Annotated in this window: 22 protein-coding genes; 16 read left to right on the forward strand and 6 right to left on the reverse strand. The window is 58.0% G+C overall.

Annotated features, from left to right (window positions below; translation table 11 throughout):
• Positions 1 to 89: 89 nt before the first annotated feature.
• From bioA to GGR28_RS00465, 4 genes are all read left to right on the forward strand, one after another.
• Positions 90 to 1,385 carry an adenosylmethionine--8-amino-7-oxononanoate transaminase gene (gene bioA, locus GGR28_RS00450; RefSeq protein WP_183493751.1) on the forward strand — a complete coding sequence of 432 codons (1,296 nt, stop codon included), beginning with the start codon at positions 90 to 92 and terminating at the stop codon, positions 1,383 to 1,385.
• Positions 1,386 to 1,388: 3 nt separating this feature from the next.
• Positions 1,389 to 1,730 (forward strand): 2Fe-2S iron-sulfur cluster-binding protein, encoded by a 342-nt coding sequence (locus GGR28_RS00455; RefSeq protein WP_183493752.1) that lies wholly within the window; start codon positions 1,389 to 1,391, stop codon positions 1,728 to 1,730.
• Between the two features lie 108 nt (positions 1,731 to 1,838).
• Entirely contained in the window at positions 1,839 to 2,084 is a 246-nt protein-coding gene (gene iscX, locus GGR28_RS00460; RefSeq protein WP_183493753.1) for a Fe-S cluster assembly protein IscX, read from the forward strand.
• Between the two features lie 90 nt (positions 2,085 to 2,174).
• Positions 2,175 to 2,708 carry a KdsC family phosphatase gene (locus GGR28_RS00465; protein ID WP_183493754.1) on the forward strand — a complete coding sequence of 178 codons (534 nt, stop codon included), beginning with the start codon at positions 2,175 to 2,177 and terminating at the stop codon, positions 2,706 to 2,708.
• A 5-nt stretch (positions 2,709 to 2,713) separates the two neighbouring features.
• On the opposite strand, the gene GGR28_RS00470 is transcribed toward GGR28_RS00465, so the two are convergent.
• Complete coding sequence (locus tag GGR28_RS00470; RefSeq protein ID WP_183493755.1) at positions 2,714 to 3,322, reverse strand: Uma2 family endonuclease; 609 nt, start codon at positions 3,320 to 3,322, stop codon at positions 2,714 to 2,716.
• A gap of 89 nt (positions 3,323 to 3,411) precedes the next feature.
• On the opposite strand from GGR28_RS00470, the gene GGR28_RS00475 reads away from it, so the two are divergent.
• Together GGR28_RS00475 and GGR28_RS00480 are read left to right on the forward strand one after the other, a co-directional pair.
• Positions 3,412 to 5,730, forward strand: a complete 2,319-nt coding sequence (locus GGR28_RS00475; protein WP_183493756.1) for an ATP-dependent helicase — start codon at positions 3,412 to 3,414, stop codon at positions 5,728 to 5,730.
• 57 nt (positions 5,731 to 5,787) lie between these two features.
• Entirely contained in the window at positions 5,788 to 6,966 is a 1,179-nt protein-coding gene (locus GGR28_RS00480; RefSeq protein WP_183493757.1) for a cellulase family glycosylhydrolase, read from the forward strand.
• Between the two features lie 5 nt (positions 6,967 to 6,971).
• Here the strand turns inward: GGR28_RS00480 and GGR28_RS00485 are convergent, their stop codons facing one another.
• From GGR28_RS00485 to GGR28_RS00495, 3 genes are read right to left on the reverse strand one after another with little or no spacing between them, the layout of a single operon-like run.
• The gene (locus GGR28_RS00485) at positions 6,972 to 8,186 is read right to left on the reverse strand and encodes a Pycsar system effector family protein (protein ID WP_183493758.1); all 1,215 of its coding nucleotides are present in this window, start codon (positions 8,184 to 8,186) and stop codon (positions 6,972 to 6,974) included.
• Positions 8,149 to 9,120 carry an SdiA-regulated domain-containing protein gene (locus tag GGR28_RS00490; RefSeq protein ID WP_183493759.1) on the reverse strand — a complete coding sequence of 324 codons (972 nt, stop codon included), beginning with the start codon at positions 9,118 to 9,120 and terminating at the stop codon, positions 8,149 to 8,151. The genes GGR28_RS00485 and GGR28_RS00490 overlap by 38 nt, the downstream gene beginning before the upstream one ends.
• An 11-nt stretch (positions 9,121 to 9,131) precedes the next feature.
• Positions 9,132 to 12,866 carry a hypothetical protein gene (locus GGR28_RS00495; RefSeq protein WP_183493760.1) on the reverse strand — a complete coding sequence of 1,245 codons (3,735 nt, stop codon included), beginning with the start codon at positions 12,864 to 12,866 and terminating at the stop codon, positions 9,132 to 9,134.
• 194 nt (positions 12,867 to 13,060) lie between these two features.
• On the opposite strand from GGR28_RS00495, the gene bshB1 reads away from it, so the two are divergent.
• Positions 13,061 to 13,792: a bacillithiol biosynthesis deacetylase BshB1 gene (gene bshB1 / locus GGR28_RS00500; RefSeq protein WP_183493761.1), complete on the forward strand. Its 732-nt coding sequence runs from the start codon at positions 13,061 to 13,063 to the stop codon at positions 13,790 to 13,792.
• Here bshB1 and GGR28_RS00505 read toward each other — a convergent pair.
• The gene (locus GGR28_RS00505) at positions 13,743 to 15,095 is read right to left on the reverse strand and encodes a polysaccharide deacetylase family protein (protein ID WP_183493762.1); all 1,353 of its coding nucleotides are present in this window, start codon (positions 15,093 to 15,095) and stop codon (positions 13,743 to 13,745) included. The two genes, bshB1 and GGR28_RS00505, sit on opposite strands and share 50 nt — an antisense overlap.
• An 84-nt stretch (positions 15,096 to 15,179) precedes the next feature.
• On the opposite strand from GGR28_RS00505, the gene GGR28_RS00510 reads away from it, so the two are divergent.
• Together GGR28_RS00510 and aroB are read left to right on the forward strand one after the other, a co-directional pair.
• The gene (locus tag GGR28_RS00510) at positions 15,180 to 15,980 is read left to right on the forward strand and encodes a hypothetical protein (protein ID WP_183493763.1); all 801 of its coding nucleotides are present in this window, start codon (positions 15,180 to 15,182) and stop codon (positions 15,978 to 15,980) included.
• Positions 15,981 to 16,051: 71 nt separating this feature from the next.
• On the forward strand, positions 16,052 to 17,116 hold the full coding sequence (gene aroB, locus GGR28_RS00515) for a 3-dehydroquinate synthase (protein WP_183493764.1): 1,065 nt from the start codon (positions 16,052 to 16,054) through the stop codon (positions 17,114 to 17,116).
• Here aroB and GGR28_RS00520 read toward each other — a convergent pair whose 3' ends face one another.
• Positions 17,117 to 17,596, reverse strand: coding sequence for an Hsp20/alpha crystallin family protein (locus GGR28_RS00520; protein WP_183493765.1), 480 nt, complete (start codon positions 17,594 to 17,596; stop codon positions 17,117 to 17,119).
• A gap of 112 nt (positions 17,597 to 17,708) precedes the next feature.
• Between GGR28_RS00520 and GGR28_RS00525 the strand changes: the two genes are divergently transcribed.
• From GGR28_RS00525 to GGR28_RS00555, 7 genes are read left to right on the forward strand one after another with little or no spacing between them, the layout of a single operon-like run.
• Positions 17,709 to 19,139, forward strand: a complete 1,431-nt coding sequence (locus GGR28_RS00525) for a TlpA disulfide reductase family protein (RefSeq protein WP_183493766.1) — start codon at positions 17,709 to 17,711, stop codon at positions 19,137 to 19,139.
• Positions 19,140 to 19,574 carry a hypothetical protein gene (locus GGR28_RS00530; protein ID WP_183493767.1) on the forward strand — a complete coding sequence of 145 codons (435 nt, stop codon included), beginning with the start codon at positions 19,140 to 19,142 and terminating at the stop codon, positions 19,572 to 19,574.
• Between the two features lie 55 nt (positions 19,575 to 19,629).
• Complete coding sequence (locus GGR28_RS00535) at positions 19,630 to 21,129, forward strand: phosphotransferase (RefSeq protein ID WP_183493768.1); 1,500 nt, start codon at positions 19,630 to 19,632, stop codon at positions 21,127 to 21,129.
• A 15-nt stretch (positions 21,130 to 21,144) separates the two neighbouring features.
• Positions 21,145 to 21,825: a 4-hydroxy-tetrahydrodipicolinate reductase gene (dapB, locus tag GGR28_RS00540; protein ID WP_183493769.1), complete on the forward strand. Its 681-nt coding sequence runs from the start codon at positions 21,145 to 21,147 to the stop codon at positions 21,823 to 21,825.
• A gap of 41 nt (positions 21,826 to 21,866) precedes the next feature.
• Positions 21,867 to 22,757, forward strand: coding sequence for a TolB-like translocation protein (locus tag GGR28_RS00545; protein ID WP_183493770.1), 891 nt, complete (start codon positions 21,867 to 21,869; stop codon positions 22,755 to 22,757).
• Positions 22,758 to 22,798: 41 nt separating this feature from the next.
• The gene (gene ald, locus GGR28_RS00550; RefSeq protein ID WP_183493771.1) at positions 22,799 to 23,893 is read left to right on the forward strand and encodes an alanine dehydrogenase; all 1,095 of its coding nucleotides are present in this window, start codon (positions 22,799 to 22,801) and stop codon (positions 23,891 to 23,893) included.
• A gap of 11 nt (positions 23,894 to 23,904) precedes the next feature.
• Positions 23,905 to 25,434 carry a M28 family peptidase gene (locus GGR28_RS00555; RefSeq protein ID WP_183493772.1) on the forward strand — a complete coding sequence of 510 codons (1,530 nt, stop codon included), beginning with the start codon at positions 23,905 to 23,907 and terminating at the stop codon, positions 25,432 to 25,434.
• Position 25,435 lies beyond the last annotated feature (1 nt).

Raw genomic sequence — 25,435 nt, forward strand, 5'->3', positions numbered from 1 at the left:
CCATTTACAATATCAAATTTACAATTTGCGTGGAAGCTCGCTGCGCTCGTGGCGTTGGGTGGCTCCTGAAACGCTGCTGTGCCCAGTAGATGATTGATTCTTCCGATCTTGATTTTGACCGACGTCACCTGTGGCATCCCTACACGAGTCTGGCTGATCCGCTGCCGGTTTATCCGGTGGAGTCGGCGAGTGGGTGTCGGTTGAGACTGGCTGACGGGCGCGAGCTGGTCGATGGGATGGCGAGCTGGTGGTGCGCGATTCACGGATACAATATTCCGGAGCTTAACCGGGCGGCAACCGATCAGTTGGCGAAGATGTCGCACGTCATGTTTGGCGGATTGACCCACGAACCGGCCATTGAATTAGGCAGGCGGCTGGTGGAGATTACGCCGGACGGCCTCGATCGCGTTTTTCTGGCCGATAGCGGTTCGGTGAGCGTAGAGGTAGCGATGAAGATGGCCGTACAGTACCAGCACGCACTGGGCCGTAGCCGGACCACTTTTCTCACCCTGCGGGGCGGCTACCACGGCGATACGACGGGCCCGATGTCGGTCTGCGATCCGGTGACGGGGATGCACCAGCTCTTTGCGGGCTTCCTGCCGCGACACGAATTTTACGACCGCCCGCCCGGTGGATTTACTGCGGCGGTTGATGCCGAATACATTAGTGGCCTGGAGGGTTTTTTCGCGACTCACGCCGATCGCGCCGCAGCCTTCATCGTCGAACCGGTGGTGCAGGGGGCGGGGGGGATGCATTTTTATAATCCGGCCTACTTGCGCGTCTTCCGGGAACTGTGCGACCGCCACGGACTGCTGCTCATCTTTGATGAGATCGCATCTGGTTTCGGCCGTACGGGCAAACTCTTTGTGGGCGGGGACGCAGGAGCAATGCCCGACGTGATGACCGTTGGTAAAGGGCTTACCGGAGGATACCTTACCCTGGCCGCGACACTCTGTACCAGCGAAGTAGCGGATACGATCGGACGGGGCGAAGCCGGGGTGATGATGCACGGTCCCACCTTTATGGCTAATCCGCTGGCCTGTGCCGTAGCCGTAGCGAGCATCGATCTGCTGATGAGTCAGGATTGGAAAGCCAACATTGCCCGCATTGCGGATTCCCTTACCCTGCACCTGCGCCCCGCCGCCCAGAGCGATCGGGTGAAAGAAGTGCGCGTGCTGGGAGCCATCGGGGTAGTGGAAATGCGGGACCCCGTTGACGTTGCCTCATTCCAGGCTCACTGTGTGGGTCGGGGGGTATGGATCAGGCCCTTCGGTCGGTTGGTGTACCTGATGCCGCCCTACGTCATAAGTGAAGACGACTTAGAACTGCTGTGCCTTACGGTCGTTAAATATGTTCTAGCTTTGCAACCCGAAAATGACCCCTGACCGATGGCTACCGTAAAATTTACCTTTGAGGACAAGAATATTCCGCCCAAAACGGTCGAGAATGTCCCGACCGACGTGAGCATCCTGGAGGTGACCGAAGACAACGGCATTCACCTGAATCACAACTGCGGAGAGGTGTGTGCCTGCTCTACTTGCCACATCTACGTGAACAAGGGCGAAGACGCGCTGGAGGAAATCAGCGACAAGGAAGAAGACTTCATTGACCGCGCCATCAATCCCCGCATCGAGAGCCGCCTCGGCTGCCAGGCCGTCATTTTGGACGAAGACGCCGTCATCGAAGTGGAAATTCCCGACCAGAGCCGGATCATCGGACACGAACACTAAGTAGTAGGTTAGTTCTTTGGTCCGTTATAGGCAATACTTTGCCCAGTCCATCGACTAAGGAATTTGACCACTAATGCCTAATTGCCTAACGAACTAAACTACTACATTTTGAGCTTTAAAGACTTCAACGACTTTCCCTTCGGCTGGCCCGACCACGAGGACATTGCCATCGCGCTCTACGACCGCTTCGGAGACGACTTTGGCCAGGACAAGATCTACCGCATCCGCTTCACCGACCTCCTGGACTGGATCCTGGAAATTCCGCAGTTCACCGGCACCCGCGAGCAATCTACCGAAGAGCACCTGGAGCAGATTCAGGCGAAGTGGGTGTATGAGTGGAGGGAGAATCAGTAGAGTAGTAATGTAGTATGGTAGTACAGTAGTACGGTAGTCCTGTAGACCGTACTACTGTACTACCGTACTACTAGAATACCGTACTAAAACATGAACGAGCTAGAACGCTTCACCGACATCACCACCTTCATCTTCGACGTCGATGGGGTACTGACCAATTCACAGTTGATGATACTGGAGGATGGGGGATTGTTGCGGCAGATGAATGTGCGGGATGGGTACGCGATCAAGCGGGCACTGGAGAAGGGGTATCAGGTGTGCGTAATTACCGGGGGGAAGAGCCAGGGAGTGGTTTCGCGGTTGCAGGGACTCGGGGTGGTGGACATCTACTACGGGGTGCAGGATAAAGTGGAGGCGTACCGGGAGTATATGGACCTGTATGACCTGGACGACGAGAATGTCCTGTTTATGGGAGACGACGTGCCGGACTATGAAGTGATGCGGCTGGTGGGATTTCCGACTTGTCCACAGGATGCTTGCTCGGAGATATTGTCAATTTCGAAGTACGTGAGCGATAAATGCGGGGGCGCGGGAGCCGTGCGGGACGTGATCGAGCGAACGCTAAGGCTGCACGGGAAGTGGCTACCCGACGATCCGACTGATGAGTTGCCGACGAGCGTTTAGGGCAGTTAACCTTTGTTAGATTCTTTCTGTGGGGCGTCGATCTGAACATCGCGGTACAGCTCACTGAGTGGGAGGCTGACGCCGAGGCTAGCAAGGGTTATGCTTTCCTCTAATCCATCGGCGTAGTGGAAGCTGCCGAGATTGCTTTCTTCGTAGCGTCGGTAGAGTGTTACGTGTATTTTATCCTGGTCAATAAGAAGAATTTCTCTTACCGTCGGCAAGGAAAGATAGTAACGCATTTTGGAGCCCCGGTCATAGTCCGCGGAGGATGCGGAAATGACTTCAACTATTACCCGGGGATTGCGGACAGCACCAGTGATGGTGTCTGATTCGTTAACCTTCCCACATACCACGGCGGCGTCGGGATAGACGTAGCGACTGCCTTCATTGATTTCAACTTTAACTTCAGAATTAAAAGCAATACACTTTTTTCCGCCAGCAACTATTTCGCTGCGGAGGAGCCCGGCACAATTCGCACAAATAATGCTGTGCTGTATCGTCCCTCCAGCCATGGCGAATACTTCGCCTTCGTGATATTCATACCGTACTTCCCCTTGCTGTTCGAAGGCAAGGTATTCGGTAATAGGCAGTTTTGTGATGTGAGCTACGGCCATCATTCATTGCTTTCCGCTAATATACCCTGCACCTGCGGCCCCGCCAAACAAATTGTTGCTTATCTTGGCCGCTCGCTCGAAACCGATACATGATGCCCGAACCTAAGACCAGCAGCTACCTCGACTCCCTGAACGACGTACAGCGGCAGGCGGTCACGACGATCGACGGGCCCGTACTGGTGGTGGCCGGACCGGGATCGGGGAAGACCCGGGTGCTCACCTTTCGCATCGCCCACATCATCGAACAGGGGACGGCGCCCTGGGAAATTCTGGCCCTGACGTTTACCAACAAGGCGGCGCGGGAGATGAAGGGACGAATCGAGGAAGTCGTGGGCAAACGGGCCAGCTACATCTGGGCGGGCACCTTCCACAGTTTGTTCGCGCGGATTCTGCGGGTGGAGGCCCAGCACATTGGCTACCCGAGCAACTTTACGATCTACGATACCGACGATACGAAGAGCCTGCTCAACTCCATTATCCGGGAGTTTAATCTAGACCCGAAGGTGTACGGCGCCAATGCCATCAAAAACCGCATCAGCTCCGCGAAGAGCAGCCTGATCACGCCCAAACTTTACGAAAAGAATGAGGAGCTGCTGGCCCAGGACAAGCTGGCAAACATGCCCCTCGTGTACAAGATTTATACCGCCTACGTAGCCCGGTGCAAGAAGGCCGGCGCGATGGACTTCGACGACCTGCTGTTCCGCCTGTTCGAGCTGATGCAGAACGTGCCGGAGGTAGTGCAGAAGTACCGCGAGAAGTTTAAGTACGTGCTTGTAGACGAGTTTCAGGACACGAATACCCTGCAGTACGCCATCATCAAAAAACTGGTGCAGTACCCCGATAGTCCGCGCAACATCTGCGTGGTGGGAGACGACGCCCAGTCGATCTACGCCTTCCGGGGGGCAACGATTCAGAACATTCTGGACTTCGAGCAGGATTTCGGTCAGTTCGGCATTCAGACCTTCAAGCTGGAGCAGAATTACCGCAGCACGGAAAATATTGTAAACACGGCTAATGCCGTCATCAGCTACAACAAGCGGCAGATTCAGAAGAGCATTTGGAGCGATAAGGGGGTAGGGGACAAGATCCGCGTCATCAAGGCCGTCGACGACAACGAGGAGGGACGCCGGGTAGCGGATACCATTCTGGAGCAGAAGAACCGCTACCACTTGCAAAACAACGACGTTGCGATCCTGTACCGGACCAACTCTCAGTCGCGCATTTTCGAGGAATACTTACGGCGCTTTAATATCGCCTACCGCGTATACGGGGGGCAGAGCTTCTACCAGCGCAAGGAAGTCAAGGACCTGATTGCTTACCTACGTATGGTGGTCAATCCAAACGACGAGGAAGCTTTCCGGCGATCGATCAATCATCCTAAAAGGGGCATCGGTGGCACCAGCGTCGCGAAGGTGACCACGCTGGCCCGGCAGCAGAACCTGACCCTCTTCGAGGCCCTCAAGCACGTGGACCTACCCAAACGTACCCGCCACGCCGCCGATGGATACATTCACGTCATCGAGCAGGCCATGGCCAAAGCCGACACCGCCAATGCCTACGAACTGGCCGACCTAATTGCCAAAGGCAGCGGACTGACGGATATGCTGCGCAACGACAAGTCGATCGAGGGCATGGGAAGACTGGAAAACCACGAGGCTCTGCTGGACGGCATCAAATCTTTTGTCGAGGACGATACAGTCATCGATACCGATACGCTCCCGGACAAATCACTGGCCACCTACCTGCAAAACATTGCGCTGCTCACCGACGCCGACGAGAGCGACTCCACCAATACCGACGTAGTGACGCTGATGTCGGTCCATGCGGCAAAGGGGCTCGAGTACAAATCCATTTTCGTGGTCGGCCTGGAGGAAAAGCTCTTCCCCAGCTGGATGAGCATGGACAGTATGGAGGGGCTGGACGAGGAGCGGCGGCTGTTCTACGTGGCCATCACGCGGGCCGAGCTTTACCTTACCCTCAGCTACGCCAACACCCGTTACCGCTACGGTAAAATGGTCATGAACGAGCCCAGCCGCTTCCTGGCCGAGGTGCCGGCGGACGCGGTCGAGAACACCACCGGCGGCGGACGGCGCAGCAACGACTTCGAATTCGATAAGGTGGCCCGCCAGCGGGAGCACCGGGCACGGGTAACGGGTGTCACCCCCAACAAGCGTCGGGGAACCGCCCGCTTCGCCGCGCCGAAAGTGGACCCCGCCACCTTCGAACCGAGCCCCATCACCGAGGTTGAAACCGGTCGTCGGGTACTGCACCTGAAATTTGGGGAAGGCAAAGTGCTGCACGTGGACGGGGGAGCGGACAACCGGATTGCCACGATCCACTTCAGCGACCTGCCCCAGCCCGAAAAGCGCATTATGCTGAAATTTGCCAAACTTCAGGTGTTGGACTAGGTAAGTGACCGACACCTATGGAATAAATCCATCGGATAGAGTTATTACATTGGTAGAATGAAACCACTCATTGCGCTACTCTTTCTGCTGCCTATCCTTATTTCATGCGATGGAGGGGGAGGGCCCGGTAATGGTGCCGATACCACGGAGTCGAAGTTCGTAAACTTCGATACGTCCACCGTTGCCGGCCGGTGGTCCAGGGAAAAAGCTCAGGAATACTACGATGCGCACCCCTGGATCGTCGGGGCAAACTACAACAACCGCGGTGCCATCAATCAACTGGAAATGTTCCAGGCCGAGACCTTCGATACTGCCCAAATCAATGAGGAACTCGGGTGGGCCGCGGGCATAGGAATGAACTCGATGCGGGTGTACCTGCATAACTTGTTGTGGGAACAGGACAGCACCGCCTTTCTGAACCGACTGGAGCAGTACCTCACGGTTGCCGACAGCCACGGGATCTCCACCACCTTCGTGCTCTTCGACGCCGTTTGGAATCCGAATAGCGATCTGGGCCCACAGCCCGCTCCGAAACCCTACACCCACAATAGCGGCTGGGTGCAGAGCCCCCCGGAAAGGCAGTTGAGTGGTGACCGGAGTCATTACCCCCAATTCAGGTCATACGTGGAGGGGATCCTCCGTCACTTCGACGGAGACGATCGAATTTTTATGTACGATCTGTACAACGAGCCGGACAACAACAATTTCGGAAAGTTCCCTAGTGAGCGGGCCAACACCAAGGGCGAACGCGTCTTCCCCCTCTTACGCGCCTGCTTCGAGTGGGCCCGGGCGGTGAACCCCTCTCAACCCCTGACGGCGGGCGTGTGGATTGGGGACATCAGCGATCCCCACGAGTTAGGTGCCTTTAATGCGTTTCAGCTGAATAATTCGGACATAATCACCTTCCACTCCTACGGCTCTCCGGAAGAGTTGCGGGCGAAGTATCTTGAATTCCTGCCCCGTTACGGACGACCAATCGTGTGCACCGAGTACATGGCCCGCACGAACGGCAGCACCTTCGCGGGCTACCTGCCCATCTTTAAGGAAGAAAACATCGGGGCCTACAACTGGGGACTGGTAGCCGGAAAAAGCCAGACCATTTATCCCTGGGAGAGCTGGGACAGCATCTATACCGCGGAACCGCAACAGTGGTTTCACGACGTATTTCGACCGGACGGCACGCCCTACGATAGTACGGAGACGCTGCTGATCCAGGAATTGACCGACCGACCCTAGCAGACCTAGTTGAAGCTGGTAAGATTGAAAATATACACGGTGAGGAAGATGATCACCGCCAGGGCAAGTCCACCGATAAAGGTATTGTAACTGATGGTCAGCAACAGGTACTTGCGGTGCAGCACCTGGCCGAGGTCGTACAGGTCGCGCCCGAGGTCGTCGTAGAGGCTGTCCTGGTCCATCTTCATTTTTGACATGTACTTGATGAAGTCGGATTTTTCCAGCTTCAGGAAGTTGCCGAAATAAAGGAGACTGGCTTCCTTGCTTTCGAGCAGTTTGCGCTTCTTGATGCGGTACTCGGTCACCTTGGGGCGTGCGGAGAATACCGCGAAGATGACCGCGGTGAGGGAGCTGATGAGCAGGATGATGATGGGCGCCAGAAACTCCGGATCCTCGAAGAAAAGCTCTTCAAAGAAGCTGAGTCCCGCACCCGAGACCGCGATCAGGATCGACAGGATGATCGTGTTGATGGAGATCATCATATTGGCCTTATCGTCGGCAATCCGGCTCAGGTTGATGTGGTTGCGGAAGGCCGTCCGGTACATCGTATCGATGCCCCGGCCGAAGTTCTTGCCCGTTTTGGCCTTTACTTCCTTCTGCTGAATCTTGTAGTTGTTGCTCTGTTGCTTGCTGACGTTCTTGCGGCGGCGGCTGTCGAATTCCTCCTTCCCGACATCGGTGAGGTAATTGAATTTTAGTAGGAAGTCCTGCATCTCCTTACCAAATTTGACGGGGTCGCCCACCTTTCCTTCGACCGCCTCCCGCTCCAACTGTAGGAGGTTGGAACGGCGGTCGTAGCGCTTTCGGCCGAGCCAACTCCAGGCCGCATCGTGCAGCAGGCGGACTTCGAAGGGACTCTGGGCGGTAGCCGCGGGAGCAGCGGTGATCCAAGAAGCGGCGTCTTCCGCATCAAAGCCCTCCTCCTTCGCAAAGGCGAGCAATTCCGCTGCGGAGCGTTCGGCGAATTTCTTATGGCCCTTGGTGTACCCCAGCGGGTAGAAGAGTGCCGCCAGTCGCAGCTTTTTGGTCAGGGCTTCGTCGAGGTCGGCCTCTTCCGCCAGATCGACGATCTTGTCCGCGATCTCTTCCGAGAACGCGTAGTTGTGGAAGAGATAGATGGGGTCCAGCGATTCGTTGAAGCGAGCCCGGACATAGGCTTCCGCACGCTTAAAAACCTTATCCTCAGTTTTCTCCGCGGTCGCTTTCTCCTCTTTGTCCATTGTTGCTGGTGGTTTGTGCATTTCGGGTGAGTGTCGCAATCATGCCGCGTCCACCACGGCCTTCACTGCTGATGTATAGTTCGCCGTTGGGACCAAATGTGATCCCTTCCGGCTGACGAAAGGTATTCTGTTCGAGCAACTCGATGTGTTTCACCTGGCTGTCGCGGTCGATTACGATGAGGATATTGCCAACGGCGGAAAGTACGAATAGATAGCCCGTGGAGGGTTCGACGGCAATTCCGCTGGGTTTAATGACGTACTCCCGGTTCTTGCCGAAAATGATCTGACCCACCTCCAGTCCGTCCACGAAGTAGGTCGGCTGACTGTTAAGTTCGTTCATCACCAGGTCGTAGGTATAGATACCCCGGCGGGTTTCGTCGTCCGATTGCGGGTTCAACTCCTGCGCCTTCGGGACGATCAGTAAGGTATTGGTGATGGAGTCGTAGCAGATGCCCTCCGTATCGTTGCGGTAGCTGAAGCTGGTTTCCAATTTATTCGATACAACCTCCGCGGTAGTATCCTGCGCGTAATCGAACGTGTGGATGTCGCCATCCGCCTCGAGTACGTAGAACCGGTTGTCCTTGCGGGTAATTCCCTCGTAGTCGAGGTCCTTGCCGAAAGTCAATCGCTGCAGTAATTCACCGCTTACCGCATTGACCCGGTACATTACCCCCTCCTCGTCCTGTACCGCAAATACCTCATCGGCGCGAAATCCCTGGCACAGTCCGCTTATTTCCTCCAGCTCCCCCGGAAGTTTTACGACCCGGTCGAGTCGGTCAAAGTTGTAGGGGAAAAAGTAATCGTCGTCGACCGTAAAGCTCTCCGTTTCCGGTCGTTCCTGTAGGGTAAACAGTACGTACCCGGCTCCGATGACCAGTATGATCACCAGAATGACAACGGAAATAAGGTTCGGTCTTTCCCAGATCCTGTTCATAAGCGGGTAATTTAGAAAGGAAATCCTGCAGCGAAGTTGAATCTACCCCGTTCCTCGTCGAGGAAGTAGGTTGCGCTGATGATGGTGGCACCGAGTGGAGCCACCCATACGCCGCCGCCGTAGCCGAAGTGCCAGGTGCTGCTGTCCTCTCCGTCGAGCCAGACGCGCCCATGGTCGAGCCCCAGGATGAATCCACCCACGGTCGGCACTTCACCCTTTCCAAAACCAAAACCCATGAAGCGTAGGTCGATGTTTTGGTAAAAGAGATTATTGCCCAGGTAGCGATCTACCCGCGCGGCGCGGTAATTGAGGCGACCGCCCATGGAAGCCAACTGATAAAACTCCGGATCGCCCGTATTAAGTTCGAAGCCCACCCGGGTCGCGAAGTTGATGGCCTTGGTGAGCATCCGGTAGAAGGTTAGGCTGCCACCGTACTTGGTCGTGGTGCGCTCGCTGTCGTCGAGGTTCCAGGTTTGACGGGCGAAGAGATCGTACTTAATTCCGTTATCGGCCATCAGGGGAATGGCCAGGTTGTTGGAGGAGATCGCCGCTTCCAGACCAGCGAACGCCTGCTTATCGAATACCCGCGGATCGATAGCCTGAGTATTTTCGATCAGGGTATAGTCGGGGGCGTCGTCGAGGTCGTAGCTGTGGTAGAACGGTCCGACCGAAAAGCTGAAACGGTTGCGGTTGCCGCGGAAGCGCAGCATGGGATTGAAGAAAATTTCCTGGCGACGCGCACGGTTGTATTCCAGGATCTGATCGTCGTCCAGCTCGGTCTCGTCTTCGTCGGGCTGCCCTACGCCTTCGTTGCCGAGGCCGAAGAAGTTGGCCACGTATCCCGGGCTGAAGTAGTGACCGGTGAGCGTTAGGTCCTTCCTCCGCCCGAAGGTATTGTTCAACTCTCCCTTGTAGGTGAACTTGTAAAAGTCATTTGTGCTGTAGCTGCCCATGAAGGTGTGGCGCTGGGCGTAGGGGGCCGGATTGAAGCCGGTCACGGTGTGGACGAATCCACCGCCGATAAAGAGCCCATCGTCGACGTTGAAGCCCAGGGAGGGGACCGGGGTGGTGTAGTTCGGGTAGTATTCCTGAAAATCAAAAGTGTTCAACTCGGGATACCGGTCGGTCCGCCGATCGCGCAGGCGACTTGTATTACCACTTAGTTCCATTCCCTCTTCTTCGTCGTAGATCCGTGCGGTCAACTCACCACTTGCGTTCGCTTCATCTCCGTCGGTGCCGCCGATCACCCGCACCTTGATGCGGCTGCGCTCACCGGTTAGTTCGAAGTGGTCGTCTCCGTCCATTCCGTAGAGGGACACGTACTTCGTTTCTACCGCGTGGAAGGTCCGTTCGTAGAACTTCTCATCCGGCTGCCCCTCCTTGTCGGCGTCGAATACCTCTACCTGCAGGTCTCCGTTGGCGAGCCCCGTTAGCAGAAAGTAGTCGTCGCTGTCGGTACCCAGTACGTTCACCCGTTCGGCCAGGGTTTCGTAGTACTCTTCGGCAAAGCGATCAAGTTGTTGCCGCCGCTGCTTGAGCTTGCCGGCGATGTTTTCTTGTTCCAGGCTGTAGGGGAGTACTTCGGGGGGCATGCGTTGTAACGCACTGTCGATTACCGCATCGGTAAGGGCCTGCTGAATCCTCCTGGCTTCGGCTACCATTTCCTCGCGGGTAACCTGGTTCAGGAAAACCCGGTCGTTCCACTTGCCGTTGAGTCCCCGCCACTTGGCCTTGTCCAGCTCACCGGTAAACGGACGAAGTTTGCGGGCCTCGGGCACGAAGATGCGGGCGACGCTGAGTAAGCCCCCGTCGAAATTGCTGAACACCTGGTCGCGGTCGCGGGCGATGGCCTCGTAGCGGGTGCGACCGTCTTCCTCCGGGAAGGCCGCCCAGCGCCACTGATCGCGGTGGCGGTCCCAGTCGCCGATCAAGAAGTCGAAGAGGCGGGCGCGGGCGTAGTTTTTCTGGTCGGCGTAGTTCTTCCAGTCGTCGAGGAGGGCCTCCCGCATTTTGCTGTTGCTGATGATGTCCTTACTTCCCCCGAAGAAGCGGGTCCCGCTCCAGTCCTCGTCTGGCCGTTGCTCCAACCAGTACATTTCTCCACCGAAATTGGTGTTGAACGTGCCGAGCGCCGGCTGCTTGGGTACGTAGTAGAGATAGGGGTCGGCGGCAAGCAGTCCGAGCTTCTCCTGCATGGGGGGCAGGGTAAGGGGAGCGTAGGGGTGAATGGCCGTGAACTGGTCCTTGGCTACGTCGGCGGCAAAGCTGTTCTCGAGCAGACTGGGGAGCAGTTGCGCCGGGTTCTTGCGTACCGACCGTAGTTGATAAAGGTGGCCGTCCGCCCCCTCCGTGTGCAGGCTCATGGTGGTCATGCCACCCCCCCGACGGTAGGGAGAGAGGCCACCGAAGATGGTATCGATCTTCAGGACCGGCACCTCGACGGGCAGGTAGTACAGCGGACGGTAATGCCGACCGAAAGTGGTGCGGTAAGCAAGGTTCTTGTCGTCGCCCTCCGCGGCGTAAATGGAGGCTTTGACCACCTTGTCGGTGACCGTTTCCGTCGGGACTTCCTCAATCCCTTCGTCCTGGGGAGCGAAGCGGTCCTCGATGATGCGCCGGTAGAACACCCGTTCTTCCCGGCCGGCTTCGTCTACGGTGTAAAAGCCGACGTAGACGGATCCCGTGTCGTAAAAATCCAGGCGGCTGTAGCCGATGGCACCCTGCACGAAGTTGGCGTCGTTGCCGCCGACCCCGGGGCCGCGCTTACTGCCGGAGCCCGCAACGATTTGCATGTATTCGTCCTCGTGCACGAGCATCATGTTGTGTTCATGACCGCTGACGAAGATCACGTTGACTTCATCGTCGATGCCGGCCTTCACTTTATTGATGAACTGCTGGTAGCGCAGGTTGTGCAGGTCCTGCGGTCCACCTCCGACCCCCTGAATGAGGCGGAAGATGCTCCCCACCACGGGCAGGGGCACGTAGGCTCCCGGGATCAGATCGGCGAGGGGAAAAAGATGCTGGCCAACACTATACTCTCCACCCCGGTTTCCGTTGGCCTGCAGGGGGTGGTGCATCATAACGATCTTGACCTGGTCGCGGTACCCCTTGATCTCGTCGGCCAGCGCGAAGGTCATGGCGTCGCGATTGGTGAAATCGCAGCCTTCGCTGACCTCTTCGTCCCGGTCCCAGTCGCTCATGTACCAGGCCGTGTTGATGCCGATGAGGCCGACGCGGTCGAAGAGCTTCTCGTCGTCCGGACCGGAGCAGGCGTTGTTGGGAAGAAAGTCGACTTTTTTCTCGCTGTGGTCCTTGAAGTATTTCTCCAACCTTTCCAATCGGCTGAATTGTCCGCTACGACCGATCTCGTTCTCTCCGGGGGTGTAGAAGATTTTTCCGGGTACCCGCTGGAGCCGGTCGATCAGGGCATCCAGGTGGGCCGTTTGGTCTTCGTTCCGATTTTTACGTAGCCCGTCCGGACCGGTGATGTCACCGAGCAGGAGCAGCGAACTGTTCTTCTTGCCCGCCGGCATCTGTTCGACCATCGCACCGAGGGTGGTGAGGCCGCGTTCGAAGTCGTAGCCCAGGTCACCCACCATAAAGGTGGAGTACTCCAGCTCGCCCGTGGGCACGGCTTCGCTGGTGAGGCCCTCGATTTCGGCTTCGTGAATTCTGTAGTCAGCACACTGGCTGAGGGTAAGTAGCACTGCCACAAGACTGGTGCAACGAAATAAGGCTATGCGCATCGTGAGTATAGTGTTCGGTCTATAACTACGCTTCCCCTTGGGTGTTCAGGGTTTACGCACAATGAGATTTCTGAATACTACCGATTAAACTTCCCCGGTTCGGGAGGTTTGGCGTTCTTTGCCCCGTGCACCCCCTAAACGGCGGTTACCACCGACCGGGTGCAACTTCCATAATCTGACACCCCACCAAAGAGATGAAGGTTAATATTCTTGCCATTGGCGTCCACCCGGACGATATAGAACTAAGCTGCTCCGGCACCCTCCTGCGGCACGCGGCCCTGGGCCATACCTTCGGATTGCTGGACCTAACCCGTGGAGAACTGGGAAGCCGGGGCACTGCCGAGATACGGACCCGGGAGGCCTACGCGGCCGCGGAAAAATTGGGCGCAAAGTTCCGGGAAAACCTCGATCTGCCCGACGGATTCATCACCGGCGACAAGCAAACCCAGCTCAAGATTATCTCCGCCATCCGGGACTGTCAGCCCGACATCGTGCTCGCCAATGCCCTCGGCGACCGCCATCCGGACCACGGCCGGAGTGCCGAAATCGTCGCGAACGCCTGCTACCTAAGCGGGCTCAAACGAATAGAAACCTACAACCTCGAGGGGGAGGAGCAGGAAGAATGGCGGCCACGGGCGATCTACCACTACATCCAGGATCGCAACCGGCAGCCCGACTTCGTAGTAGACATCTCTCCCTACGTCAAGCAAAAGTTTGAAGCCATCGCCTGTTACGCTTCCCAGTTCAACGACCACGTCAATAACGAATACGCCACCGAGGTCGCTACGCCGATCAGCGGCAAGGACTTCATGGATTTTCTCGCCGCAAAGGGGCGGTACTTCGGACGGGAGGCCGGATACGAGTACGCCGAAGCCTTTAATGTTCGTCGCTACCCGGGCGTGAAGGACCTGCTCGATCTGGAGTAACGCCTTCCCACCCGGCCAGCCGGCCCACCAGATCTACGTACATCTCCCACCAGCCGGCCCAGCCGTAGTCCGCTGCGAAACTGCTGTTGTGCCAGAGCAGGGGAAAGGGCCCGCCGTACCGACCAAGTCCCTCCGCTAACTTTATGATCGCTGCACCCGCGGCCCCGCAGGAAAGCCCCTCGTAGGTTTTTAGGGTGACATCCATGGCCGCAAAGGGGTGAATCGTCAGGCCGGTCTCCCGTTCGCGCAGCAGGTCGTACCAGGGAAATGGCTGGTTGGTGCCGGCCCGCCACCCCGATCGATCGGCATATCCCATGCTGTGGTCGTCGGTAATGCCGTGCTGACTCAGCTGTCGGTACGTGTCGGGTAGGCGGAAGCGTAAAAAATGCTGACGGGAGGCCGTGATTCGCTCCCCCGCGATCTGCTCCAGCCGCTTGCGTTCCTGTCCGATCAGCGCGGGAGACTGGGAGGAGAGGTAGCTCGGATGAATGCCAGTACTGGAGGTGGCGGCGAGCCTGCGAATGAGCGCTCTCTGCGCTTCCGGTATGGGATAAGGATTTGTGTCGTGCCGGTTCGTTCCTGTTGAAAGCAACCAGAAATAGGTAGCCCTCAATTCGTGTTTGCGGTGGAGGTCTTCCAGGGCCGCGACCGTGTTGTAGGGGTCGTTTTCCCGCGTAGCGCGCAGTCGGCTCACGAACCTGGATCCGTTGCCCGCCAGCAGGTCGCGTATTCCGCTCAGTCCGCCCCGCCAGCCCCGGTGCCGGTACGCGTAGAGTAGGTCGATGTCGTAGGTAGGCCGAAAGGTAAAGCCGTACCGACGGGGGGCGGGCAGGGTAGGGAACCAGGCGCGAAGCTGACGGCCGATCGCGGCGGTCCACTCCCGCACGACGGGGCGGTGCAGGTAGCCATTCTGTACTGCGTGGGAAGCGGCGGCCGTAAACCTGCCGTGGCGGTCGGGGGTGAACGCGTCGTACTCCTCGTAACGGCTCAGGCAGTAGAATATGCAGGCGAGCAGATCGGGACCGGTCTTGGTCATGCAAAAAACCGGCAGGCCGTCCTCGGATAATTGGGCGGGGTCCGCGGGTCCCGTGTCTCGCCCGGAAAGCAGTGGATGGTGGGGTAGCGTACGGGGCCCTTCCCCTCCGTAGTTGATGCCGTAGCGGGGCAGTCGCGGGCCGAATACGGAGCGGTCGTTGGAGAATCGAAAGCGGTAACCGAGATCGTCGCCGACGATCCGCAGCACGTAGCGCAGCCGGGGATGGCGGATCGCGGTAACAACGGTGATCTCGGGAACGGAAGACAAGTCGGGCGACAATTAGGCTGCTAAAGGTAGGTGGAAACAACAAAGGGGCCTCCCGGACTGTAATTTCGGTATATCTTTCCCCTCATGCGACGATTGATCATCATGTGCTGCGGTGCACTCTTTACCTTGGGACTCACGGCCCAGCAGGAGCTACCCGGCAACCGGAATATTTACGATGCAAAGGACATTGGCATCATCTACAACCACGAGCTCACCTTCAACGTCGCCCTGGCCACCCCGCGGAACTTCTTCCTCGGCGTACGATCGGGTAAGTTGCTGACCTACGACAAGACCCGTTACTGGACGCTTTCCATCGGCGACATTCGCCACAGCCGCGAACGGCGGGAAAATCCGGACCGCGTCAACGTGATCAGCAACCGGGTGAGCCGGGCCTACGTGTTCGGCAAACAAAACCAGTTGTACGCCCTGCGGCTCGGTTTCGGCATGAAGAAATTTCTTTCGGAAAAAGCCCGCGAGCGGGGGGTGGCGATCGGCTACTCTTATGAGTTCGGGCCCAGCCTCGGACTGCTGAAACCCTATTACCTCGAGATCGAGCGCAACGACGCCGCACCGATCGACGTCCGCTTTACGGGAGATAACCTGGACGTATTCATCAATAACCAAACCAACATCTTCGGTGCCTCGGCCTGGACGGTGGGGTTGGACGAGATCGGATTACGGCCCGGCGTACACGCTAAATTTGCTACCCACTTCGGCTTCGGTGCGTACGACGAGACCGCGAAGTCGCTGGAGGCAGGCATTATGGCGGACTACTTTCTCGGCAATACCGACATCATGGTGGAAAGCGAACTGACCCCGGGGGTGTCGAACAGCCCGTTGTTTCTCAGTTTGTTTCTGAATTTTCAGATTGGGAAACGGTGGTAGGGGAGTCTTTTAGGCGGATAGTTCTTTAGTCGGTTAGTCAGGTCGGGTGGGGGTCATTTACAATATATCCTATGGAGTTGAGTGTTGGAGGGGAGTACGGTATTGTGATTGATGCCGTTGGGGCCGAGCAGTTTGCGTGGCTGCGCGAAAGAGCTTACGCAGGCTGGGTGCTCATCATGGACGAGGAGACCGAACGGTACTGTCTGCCGCGGATCGAGCGCTACCTGGGGTCAACTCCCCTGGTCAAGATCGTGGTGCCGGCCGGTGAGCGGCACAAGCATTTGGATACCTGTAAATTTATTTGGGAGGAGATGTTCCGGGGCGGCGTGGGCCGGCGCTGGTGCTGCCTGAATTTAGGTGGCGGCGTGATCGGGGATATGGGCGGATTTGCCGCCGGTACCTTTAAGCGGGGCATCGACTTCGTGCAGATTCCTACCACCCTGCTCAGTCAGGTGGATGCGAGCGTGGGGGGGAAGCTGGGCATCGATTTTTACGAAGTCAAGAACAGCATCGGGCTGTTTGCGAATCCGCAAGCGGTGTGGGTCGATGCCGGGTTTCTGGGTACCCTTCCGGAACGGGAGATCAGGTCCGGTTACGCCGAGATCATCAAGCACGCACTGATCGCGGATGAGCAGCAGTGGTCGGAGTTGCGGGACATCAAGGATATACGCGGCCTTGACTGGCCGGCCGTCATCGAACGTAGTGTCGACATCAAGCGGCAGGTGGTGCTGAAGGACCCCTTCGAGCGGGGCATTCGGAAAGCGCTCAATTTTGGTCATACCATCGGACACGCGGTAGAGAGCTACTTTCTGCATCGCGAAGACCGACTGCTGCACGGAGAGGCCATTGCTATCGGGATGATCACGGAATCTTGGCTCAGCCACGAAACGGGTGATCTGAGTGCGGCGGCGCTAGATGACATTCGCGATTACTGCCTCAGGGTATACGGACACCAACACGTGCCGGAGGCCAGTTTTCCTGTACTGCTGGACCTGATGCGGCAGGACAAGAAAAACGATACGGAGGCGATCAACTTTACCTTCCTGGAAAAGCCGGGGGAGGCCGTAGTAAACAAGACAGCGACCGCGGATATGATCACGCGGTCGCTGGCTTACTACAATTCGCTTGGTAGTTAGTTAATGTGGGCCCACCTCGATGCGACGGGGGGTCTTGGTTTCGGCGACCGGTCGGAGTACGGGCACGTATACTTCGAGAATGCCGTTGGTATACTTGGCCGTGATGTTATCCTCATCCGTGCTGTCCGGAAGACTAAAGCTCCGGCTGAAGGTGTGGAAGTTGTGTTCCCGGCGGCTGAACGAGTCGTGGTCGCGCACCCGATCGGCGTGAAGTTCCCCCTTGATGGTCAGTACGTCGTTGTGGACGCTGATGTGAAAATCTTCCCGCTGGTAGCCGGGGGCGGCGAGTTCGATGAGGTATCCGCCCTGGTTTTCCTCGTCGAGTTCGGTGATGTTGGCACCGGGTATGTTAAGTTCGTAATCGCCGCTCATGGTCTGGTTGCCGTAGAGCCTTCTGCGTTGTTCTTCGAAGGGATGATCGATGTGGCGGTAGCGCGAATTGGCGGGTGTAATGCCCCGAAATGATGTGAATTCTCTCATGGCGATTTCATTTAAGGTTATGCTAAAAGTCCTGATTACCGGACGTTTCTGCAACGACGACCGTTTGGTCGGTGTTCGTTTTACCGTACTTTTGCGCCCCTAATCACCTCCGATGCTGCTACGCCTCCTGTTCTTCGCTTTGTTATTCTCCTCCTCCCTGTCCGCCCAGCAAGAGGGGCACCGGATCGCCGTCGAGATCGATGGTTACGAAGAGGACATCCTCACCCTGGGATACTTCCTGCTCGATAAGCAGTACATCATCGACACGGCTTACCGGTCGGATGCGGGAGATTACGTATTCGAGGACGATGCCGAACCCCTGCCGCGGGGCATTTACCTCGTCGTGATGTCCCCCGACAATAGCTACTTCCAATTTGTGGTAGGCGACGACGACGATCAGGAATTCACGATGAAGACCCGCATGGGATCGCTCCACGAGATGGAGGTGACCGGCAGTGAGGAAAACGACCTCTTCTACCAGTACCTCGGTTTTATCACGGACATGCAACAGCGGAGTGTGGCAACACGCACCCAGCTTTCCGATACCACCCTTGCTCCCGCGCTTGCCGCCCAGGCCCGGCAACAAATGGAGGATATGGACCAGGAAGTGAAGGCTTACCAGCAGAACCTGATTTCCGAGCACCCCAGTGCGTTCGTCACGGCCATCATCCGGGGAAATCAGGCGGCCATCCCCCCCGACTTTGCCGACGAAGCGGACGATGAGGCCCGGCGCACCAAGCAGTGGCGGTGGCTACAATCGCACTACTTCGACGGACTGGACCTCAAGGACGAGCGCCTGCTGCGTACGCCCTTCCTCTTCGAGCGCATCAATTACTACGTACACACGCTGCAACTGAAGCACCCGGATACCTTAGCCCGAGCGATTGATTTCGTGCTGGAACAGTTTGAGCCGCTGTCGGATGCCTTCAAGTTTTACACCGTACACTTCACCAACGAGGCGGCTACCAGCAACATCGTAGGCATGGACGCGCTCTACGTGCACATGGTCGATAAATACTACCGCGACGGAAAGGCCTTCTGGGCCGACGAGGAGCAACAAACTAAAATGATTGAGACGGCCGACGAGTTGCGTCCGCTGTTGATCGGACGTCAGGCCCCCGACCTGGACATGGTCACCCGCGAGGGCACGGATATTCACCTGTACGACATCGATACCGAATATACCGTACTCTACTTCTGGCGCTACGACTGCCCGGCCTGTAAAAAGTCGACCCCCCACATGAAGGAATTTTACGAAAACTGGAAGGACAAGGGCGTCACCATCTTTTCGGTATGCACCAAGGGCGTGGAAGACCTGGGCGAGTGCTGGGAATACGTCGATGAGCACGGTATCGGAGATTGGGTGCAGGTCGCCGATCCCTACCAACGCTACTACAAGGAATACAGCATCAAATCTACCCCCGCCATCTACCTGCTCGACAAGGACAAGAACATCGTGAGCAAGCGGATCAGTGCCGAGCAACTCGATGAGGTGCTGACGAACCTGACCCGCGAAAAAAAGGGTGGGGCACCCGGAAAATAGATGGAGGCCGTCGAATTTATCCCCGAGCTGGGTGACCTGTACTTTACCCTGGTCGGCTGCACGGTGCTGATTGCCGTCATGATTTTCCTGGCCTTCCGGGCGTCGCGGGCCGGGGAGGCCGATCCGCGCCGTAGGGTACTGCTGCCCATGCTGGCTTACTTCGGTGCCCTACTGGCCCTGATGGCCCTGCTCGGAGCCTTCTGGACCCTCTTCAAGTACCCGAACGTTACCATCGACGCGACCACCCTAACCATTGGGAAGGAAGCTTACCCTATTCCCAATCTGGCCAACGTACGCATGGAAGCGGTGGGGCGGGGAGCGAATACGGACGAGACGGTGCTGCTGATCCAGACCAAGGACCGGAAGAACTGGGCCTTCCCGGGCGACCGGTACGACGTCCGGAAGATGTACGGTTTGTTGCGGGCGGCAGATTAACTTCGGCTAAACAAAGTTACCGCGCGAACGTACCTCCTCAAAGAGAACCACACACATGCCAGCTACCCGTCTTTCCGACCTGTTTCGCGACCCTGAATTCCTAGATGCCCTCACCGACGTGTTGCTGCCGGGCTACCTGCCCCTCCAGCGGTGGTTCACCAGCAAGGGAAAGAACATCACGAACTGCGTTCTGGAAGATTACTATACGGTGCTGGAGGATGCCGGGATCGCGATCATTGCGGTAGACTTTGCCGACGGAAGCCGGGAAACCTACCAGATGCCCCTCTCGCTGAACGTAGGCGGCGAACAGCGGGGCTTCTACCAGGAAAATCACCCGAACCTCATTCTGGGGGAAATAACGGGTACCGGTCTGCTCGCCGATGCCGTGCCCCGGGCCGACTTTCGCGCGGCGATCTACCGGATGATCCAAGCGGGCAAGACCGACAGCGAACGCCTCACCGCGGAAGCCGGGCGGGTGCTGCGGGAAGCTCCGGAGAGCGTCACCAGTACGGTTCCCGCGATCGATACGAGCAATACGGCCATCATCTACAACGACCGCTTCTTCTTTAAGCTGTTTCGCAAACTCGATCCGGGCCTGAACCCCGATCTCGAACTCGTGAGGTTCCTGAGTGAGCAAACGGACTTCGCGCACTGCCCGCCCTACGGGGGAAGCCTGGGCGTGGGTCGAATGGAGGACGAAGACTACCTCAACCTGGGCCTCATGAGCGGCAAGGTGGACAACCGGGGGGACGCCTGGGAGCTGTTTCAGCAACTTACGGAACGCTACTTTGCCGGCGACGGTCCGGTGGATGCCGAAACCATCTTGCGGGCGCGCTTGCTGGGCATACGGACTGCAGAAATGCACCGGGCACTGGCCTCGGCCGGAGCCGACCGCCCAGAGTTGACCCCGGAACCCCTTACCGGTGAATACCGGGCCGAAATAACGGGAGCGGCGCTGAAGTTGCTTGACCGACAGTTCGGACAGCTCGCCGACCGCCTGGGGGAACTGCCGGAGAATAACCGCAAACTGGCCCAACGCGTACTGGACGCCCGACCGCGCCTCCTGAAAAAACTCGGAGCCCTGCGCGACCGGGAGATGAGCGCGAAGCTGACCCGCATCCATGGCGACTATCACCTCGGACAGGTCCTCTACACCGACCGCGATTTCTACATCATCGACTTCGAGGGGGAGCCCCTGCTGACGATTCCGGAGCGCCGCCGCAAACGTCCGCCCTTGAAGGACGTCGGAGGTATGGTCCGCTCCTTCCACTACGCCGCTCAGGGGCAGCTGCTGCTCAATGCCGACCGATACGCAAACCGGGGAGACCTGAGCCAGCGCGCCGAAGAGTGGTACCGGACGGTAGCGGACGCTTACCTCGATGCTTACTTTGAGGCCTGCGGCCCGGCCGACTTCCTGCCTGCGGGTGATGCGGATCGCCGCGCCCTCCTCGAACTCTTTATCCTGGAAAAGGCCGTTTACGAGGTCGCCTACGAGCTGAACAGTCGTCCGGCCTGGTTGCCCATTCCACTAAACGGGGTGCTTTCGCTTGTCTGACGTACTTTCGCAACCATGAAGATCGCGCTACTCGGATACGGTAAAATGGGTCGCTACATCGAGCGGCTGGCCACGGAGGGCGGCGACGAGGTCGTGCTGCGGGTAGACGAGCACAACCGGGCGGATATCCGCTCGGCGGACCTGGAGGGAGTCGACGTAGCCATCGATTTCTCCCGTCCGGATGCTGCCGTTGCCAACATCGAACTGGCTCTAGCTGCCGGCGTGCCGGTAGTCGTGGGTACTACCGGTTGGCTGGATCAATTGCCCACCGTGCGCAAGCAGGTGGAAGAAGCCGGGGGAGCGCTCTTCTGGGCGTCCAATTTCAGCGTCGGCGTCAACGTATTTTTTGCCGCCGCCCGCCGGCTGGCCGAGCTCATCAGCAAGGAAAATTACCGGGTGTCCATCGAGGAAACCCACCATACGGAAAAGATCGACGCCCCCTCCGGAACGGCCATTACGCTGGCGGAAACGGTGGCGGCCGGCTTACGGGGCGACCGACCCGACATCATCTCCTACCGGGAAAAGGACGTGCCGGGCACTCACTTGCTCCGATTCTCCTCCGACATCGATGAAATAGAGATGACCCATACCGCCCACTCCCGGGAGGGATTCGCCCGCGGTGCCATACAGGCCGCCCACTGGATCGCCGGTAGACGGGGCGTGTTCACCATGGCTGATTTACTGGAATCCGACTAACCTCCTCGCTTATCTTTGCCCTTACTCTATAATCTACCGCCATGTTCCGCTTTCTAATTTGCCTTATCGTCAGTGTAGCTTACTTCGGCACGGCCGCGGCGCAGGCACCGAAGTCACAACTCTACGTATTCGATATCAAGGTGGGGGATACCCTGGTCACGCTGACCAATCCACGGTACCTCTCCGGCTTCAACGGAAATGGCTACAACGACCATCCCCACTGGGCGGATCGCAACGTACTGTACGCTTCCGTTTCCACACCGGACATGGAGCAACCCGACATCTACCGCTTTGATCTGGCGAACACGACCCGCACCCGGCTGACGCAAACCAAATCGGGAGAGTACAGTCCGAAAAGAATGGGCGACGGCAGCCGCTTTTCCGCCGTTCGCCAGGAGTACGTCGATCGGGATACGGTCCTGCGGCTGTGGGAATTTCCGGCGGACCTTTCCGATAACGGCCGTCCGGTATTCTCCACCACGAGCGGCATCGGCTACTACGAGTGGCTCAACAACAACCAACTGGCCCTCTTCCTGGTCGGCAATCCCAACCAACTGGTGATGGCATCAGCAAACGGAGATAGCCCCCGTACCCTGGCCACCAACACCGGCCGCACCTTCACCCGCCTGACCAACGGAAACCTGGTATACGTAGACAAGAGCAATACCCCCTGGCAGCTCGTCGAACGCAACCTGTACCGACTGGAGGAAGCGCCAAAGGTCATTGCGCCCATGGTGGATGGTACGGAAGACTTCGTCGTACTACCGGACGGCAGTTACCTGGCCGGGAACGACTCCAAACTATACCGACTGGACCCCACCACCCCCGCCGCCTGGCGCGAGGTCGTGGACCTCGGATTTTATGGCCTGCGGCGCATCAGCCGGCTCGCCTACGACGGCCGCGGCCAGCTAGCGATCGTCGCCCAGAACTAACCATTTTACTAGCCCTACCACCACCATTTAAAGCCATTCCCATGATCATTGGTTGCCCTAAAGAAATCAAGAACAACGAAAACCGCGTTGCCCTCACGCCCGGGGGTACCCTCGAGCTCGTCCGCCGCGGACACACCGTACTCGTGCAGTCGACCGCCGGTATCAACAGCGGGTACAGCGATGCCGACTACACGGAGGCGGGCGCGGAAATCATGCCCGACATCGAGTCCGTGTACGCTAAAGCCGAAACCATCGTCAAGGTGAAGGAGCCCATCGAGTCAGAATACGCCCTCGTGCGCGAGGGGCAACTGCTCTTCACCTACTTCCACTTCGCCAGCTCCCGCCCCCTTACCGAGGCCATGGTCAAAAGCAAGGCCATCTGCCTGGCCTACGAAACGGTAGAAGGTCCCAACGGCGGTCTGCCCCTGCTGATCCCGATGAGTGAAGTAGCCGGACGTATGTCCATTCAGGAAGGAGCCAAGTACCTGGAGAAACCGGCCGGCGGTCGCGGAATTCTGCTGGGTGGCGTCCCCGGTGTTCCTCCCGCCCGGGTGCTCATTCTTGGCGGCGGCGTCGTAGGCACCGAAGCGGCCAAGATGGCGGCCGGCCTCCACGCCAACGTTACGCTGATGGACATCAGTCTGGATCGCCTGCGTCACCTAGCCAATATTCTGCCCGCCAACGTAACCCTGGTCTTCAGCAGCGAGTACAACATCCGCCGTGAGCTGGATCGGGTCGACCTGATCATCGGCGCGGTGCTCATCCCCGGTGCCAAGGCCCCGAACCTGATCACCCGTCAGATGCTGAGCGAGATGCGCGACGGTACCGTGGTCATCGACGTTGCCGTGGACCAGGGCGGTTGCATCGAAACCTGTCACCCCACCACCCACGAGGATCCCACCTACGTCATCGATGGCGTCATCCACTACTGCGTAGCCAACATGCCGGGCGCCGTACCCTTCACGAGTACGCTGGCCCTCACCAACGCTACGTTCCCCTACCTGCTGCAAATTGCCCAGAAGGGATGGGAGCGGGCTACCGAAGAAAACAAGGGGCTCAAGGCTGGCCTGAATATCGTGAGGGGTGAGATCGTTTACGACGAAGTAGCCGAAGCCTTTGCCGCTCCGGTTTCCTAAAAATAATGCAGATGAAAAACGTCCTTCCCATACTGCTGCTGCTTGTATCCACCGGTGCGTGGGCGCAGGTTGCCAATCAGCAGGACATCGATCCTACGCTGCCCGAGTTCCGCTTCGACAAGCTCGTGCTCGGCGGTGAAATGTACTTCCTGGCGTCGGATTACCTGGCGGGTCGGCGTACCGGCTCCCCGGGCAACGAGATTGCTGCGGAGTACATCGCTGCCCAGTTGCGGGCCTTCGGTTACGAACCCATTAATACGGAAGACAGCTCCTACTTCCAGACCGTGCCGCTGCGCAAGGTCCAGCCGCCGACTTCGGCGGAGGTAAAGATCGGCGACCACTCTTTCGTCCACGGCGGCGAGATGCTCATCGTACGGGGACCGGAAGCGGACGTCCGGGGCCAGGTGGTGTTTGCTAACTACGGCTGGGTGGACGAAGCCACCGGGCACAACGATTATGAAGACCTTGACGTAAAGGGCAAGATCGTGATCACCCGCCCCGGCCTGCCCGGCGACCAGGGCCAGCAGGCCATCTTTCAAGGCGTAAGCGAAAAGGCGGAGATGGCGGCAAGCGCAGGAGCGGTGGGAATCTTTGAAATCTATGCGCTTCCCTATCCCTGGCAGGGATTTAAGGGCTTTCTGGGCGGCGAACGGATGTCGGTGGACGATGGGAAGCCGGCGGCCACGATCCCTTACGGATTCATCAAATTCGAGGATGCGTTCGTCTCCGATCTGCAGGCGAACAAGGACGGTATGCCGGGCGAGTTAACGAGCAGCGGTATGCAGACCAGCGATATGGGCAGCCGAAACGTGGGCGGCATTCTCCGGGGAAGTGACCCGACGGTAGCGGACGAATACATGATCATGACGGCCCACTTCGACCACGTCGGGGTAGGTGCCCAGGGTGGTGGCTTTTACTCCGAGGCGGACAGCATCTTCAACGGTGCGCGCGACAATGCCTTTGGTACCATCAGTCTGCTGGCCGCCGCCCGGGCCTTTGCCGAGAATCCGCCCCGCCGCTCGATCATCATCCTGGCGGTGACGGGTGAGGAATTGGGGCTGTTGGGCAGTAAGTACTACGCCGATAATCCGCTCGTGCCACTGGAGCAAACCGTGTTTAACTTCAATACGGACGGAGCGGGATACAACGATACGTCCGCCATTTCGGTCATTGGCATGGGGCGTACCGGCATCGACGAACAGATCGAGCGGGCCGCCGCCGCGTTCGGTGCTTCGGTAATTTCGAATCCGGCACCCGAACAGGGCCTTTTCGATCGTTCCGACAACGTAAGCTTTGCCGCCAAGGGAATTCCCGCCCTCAACTTCGCGCCCGGGATGACGGACTTCGACGATGCCATCTTCAAGTATTATCATCAAGTTACCGACAACCCCGAAACCATCGATCTGGAATACCTGAAGCGATACTGCCAGATTTATACCCTCGCCGCACGCCTCATCGCCAACCGCGACGAACTGCCCTTCTGGAAGGAGGGGGATAAGTACGAAGAAGTCGGAAAAAGTCTCTACGACAACGGAAAGTAAC

This window comes from Neolewinella aquimaris, from assembly GCF_014197245.1.
GTDB lineage: Bacteria > Bacteroidota > Bacteroidia > Chitinophagales > Saprospiraceae > Neolewinella > Neolewinella aquimaris.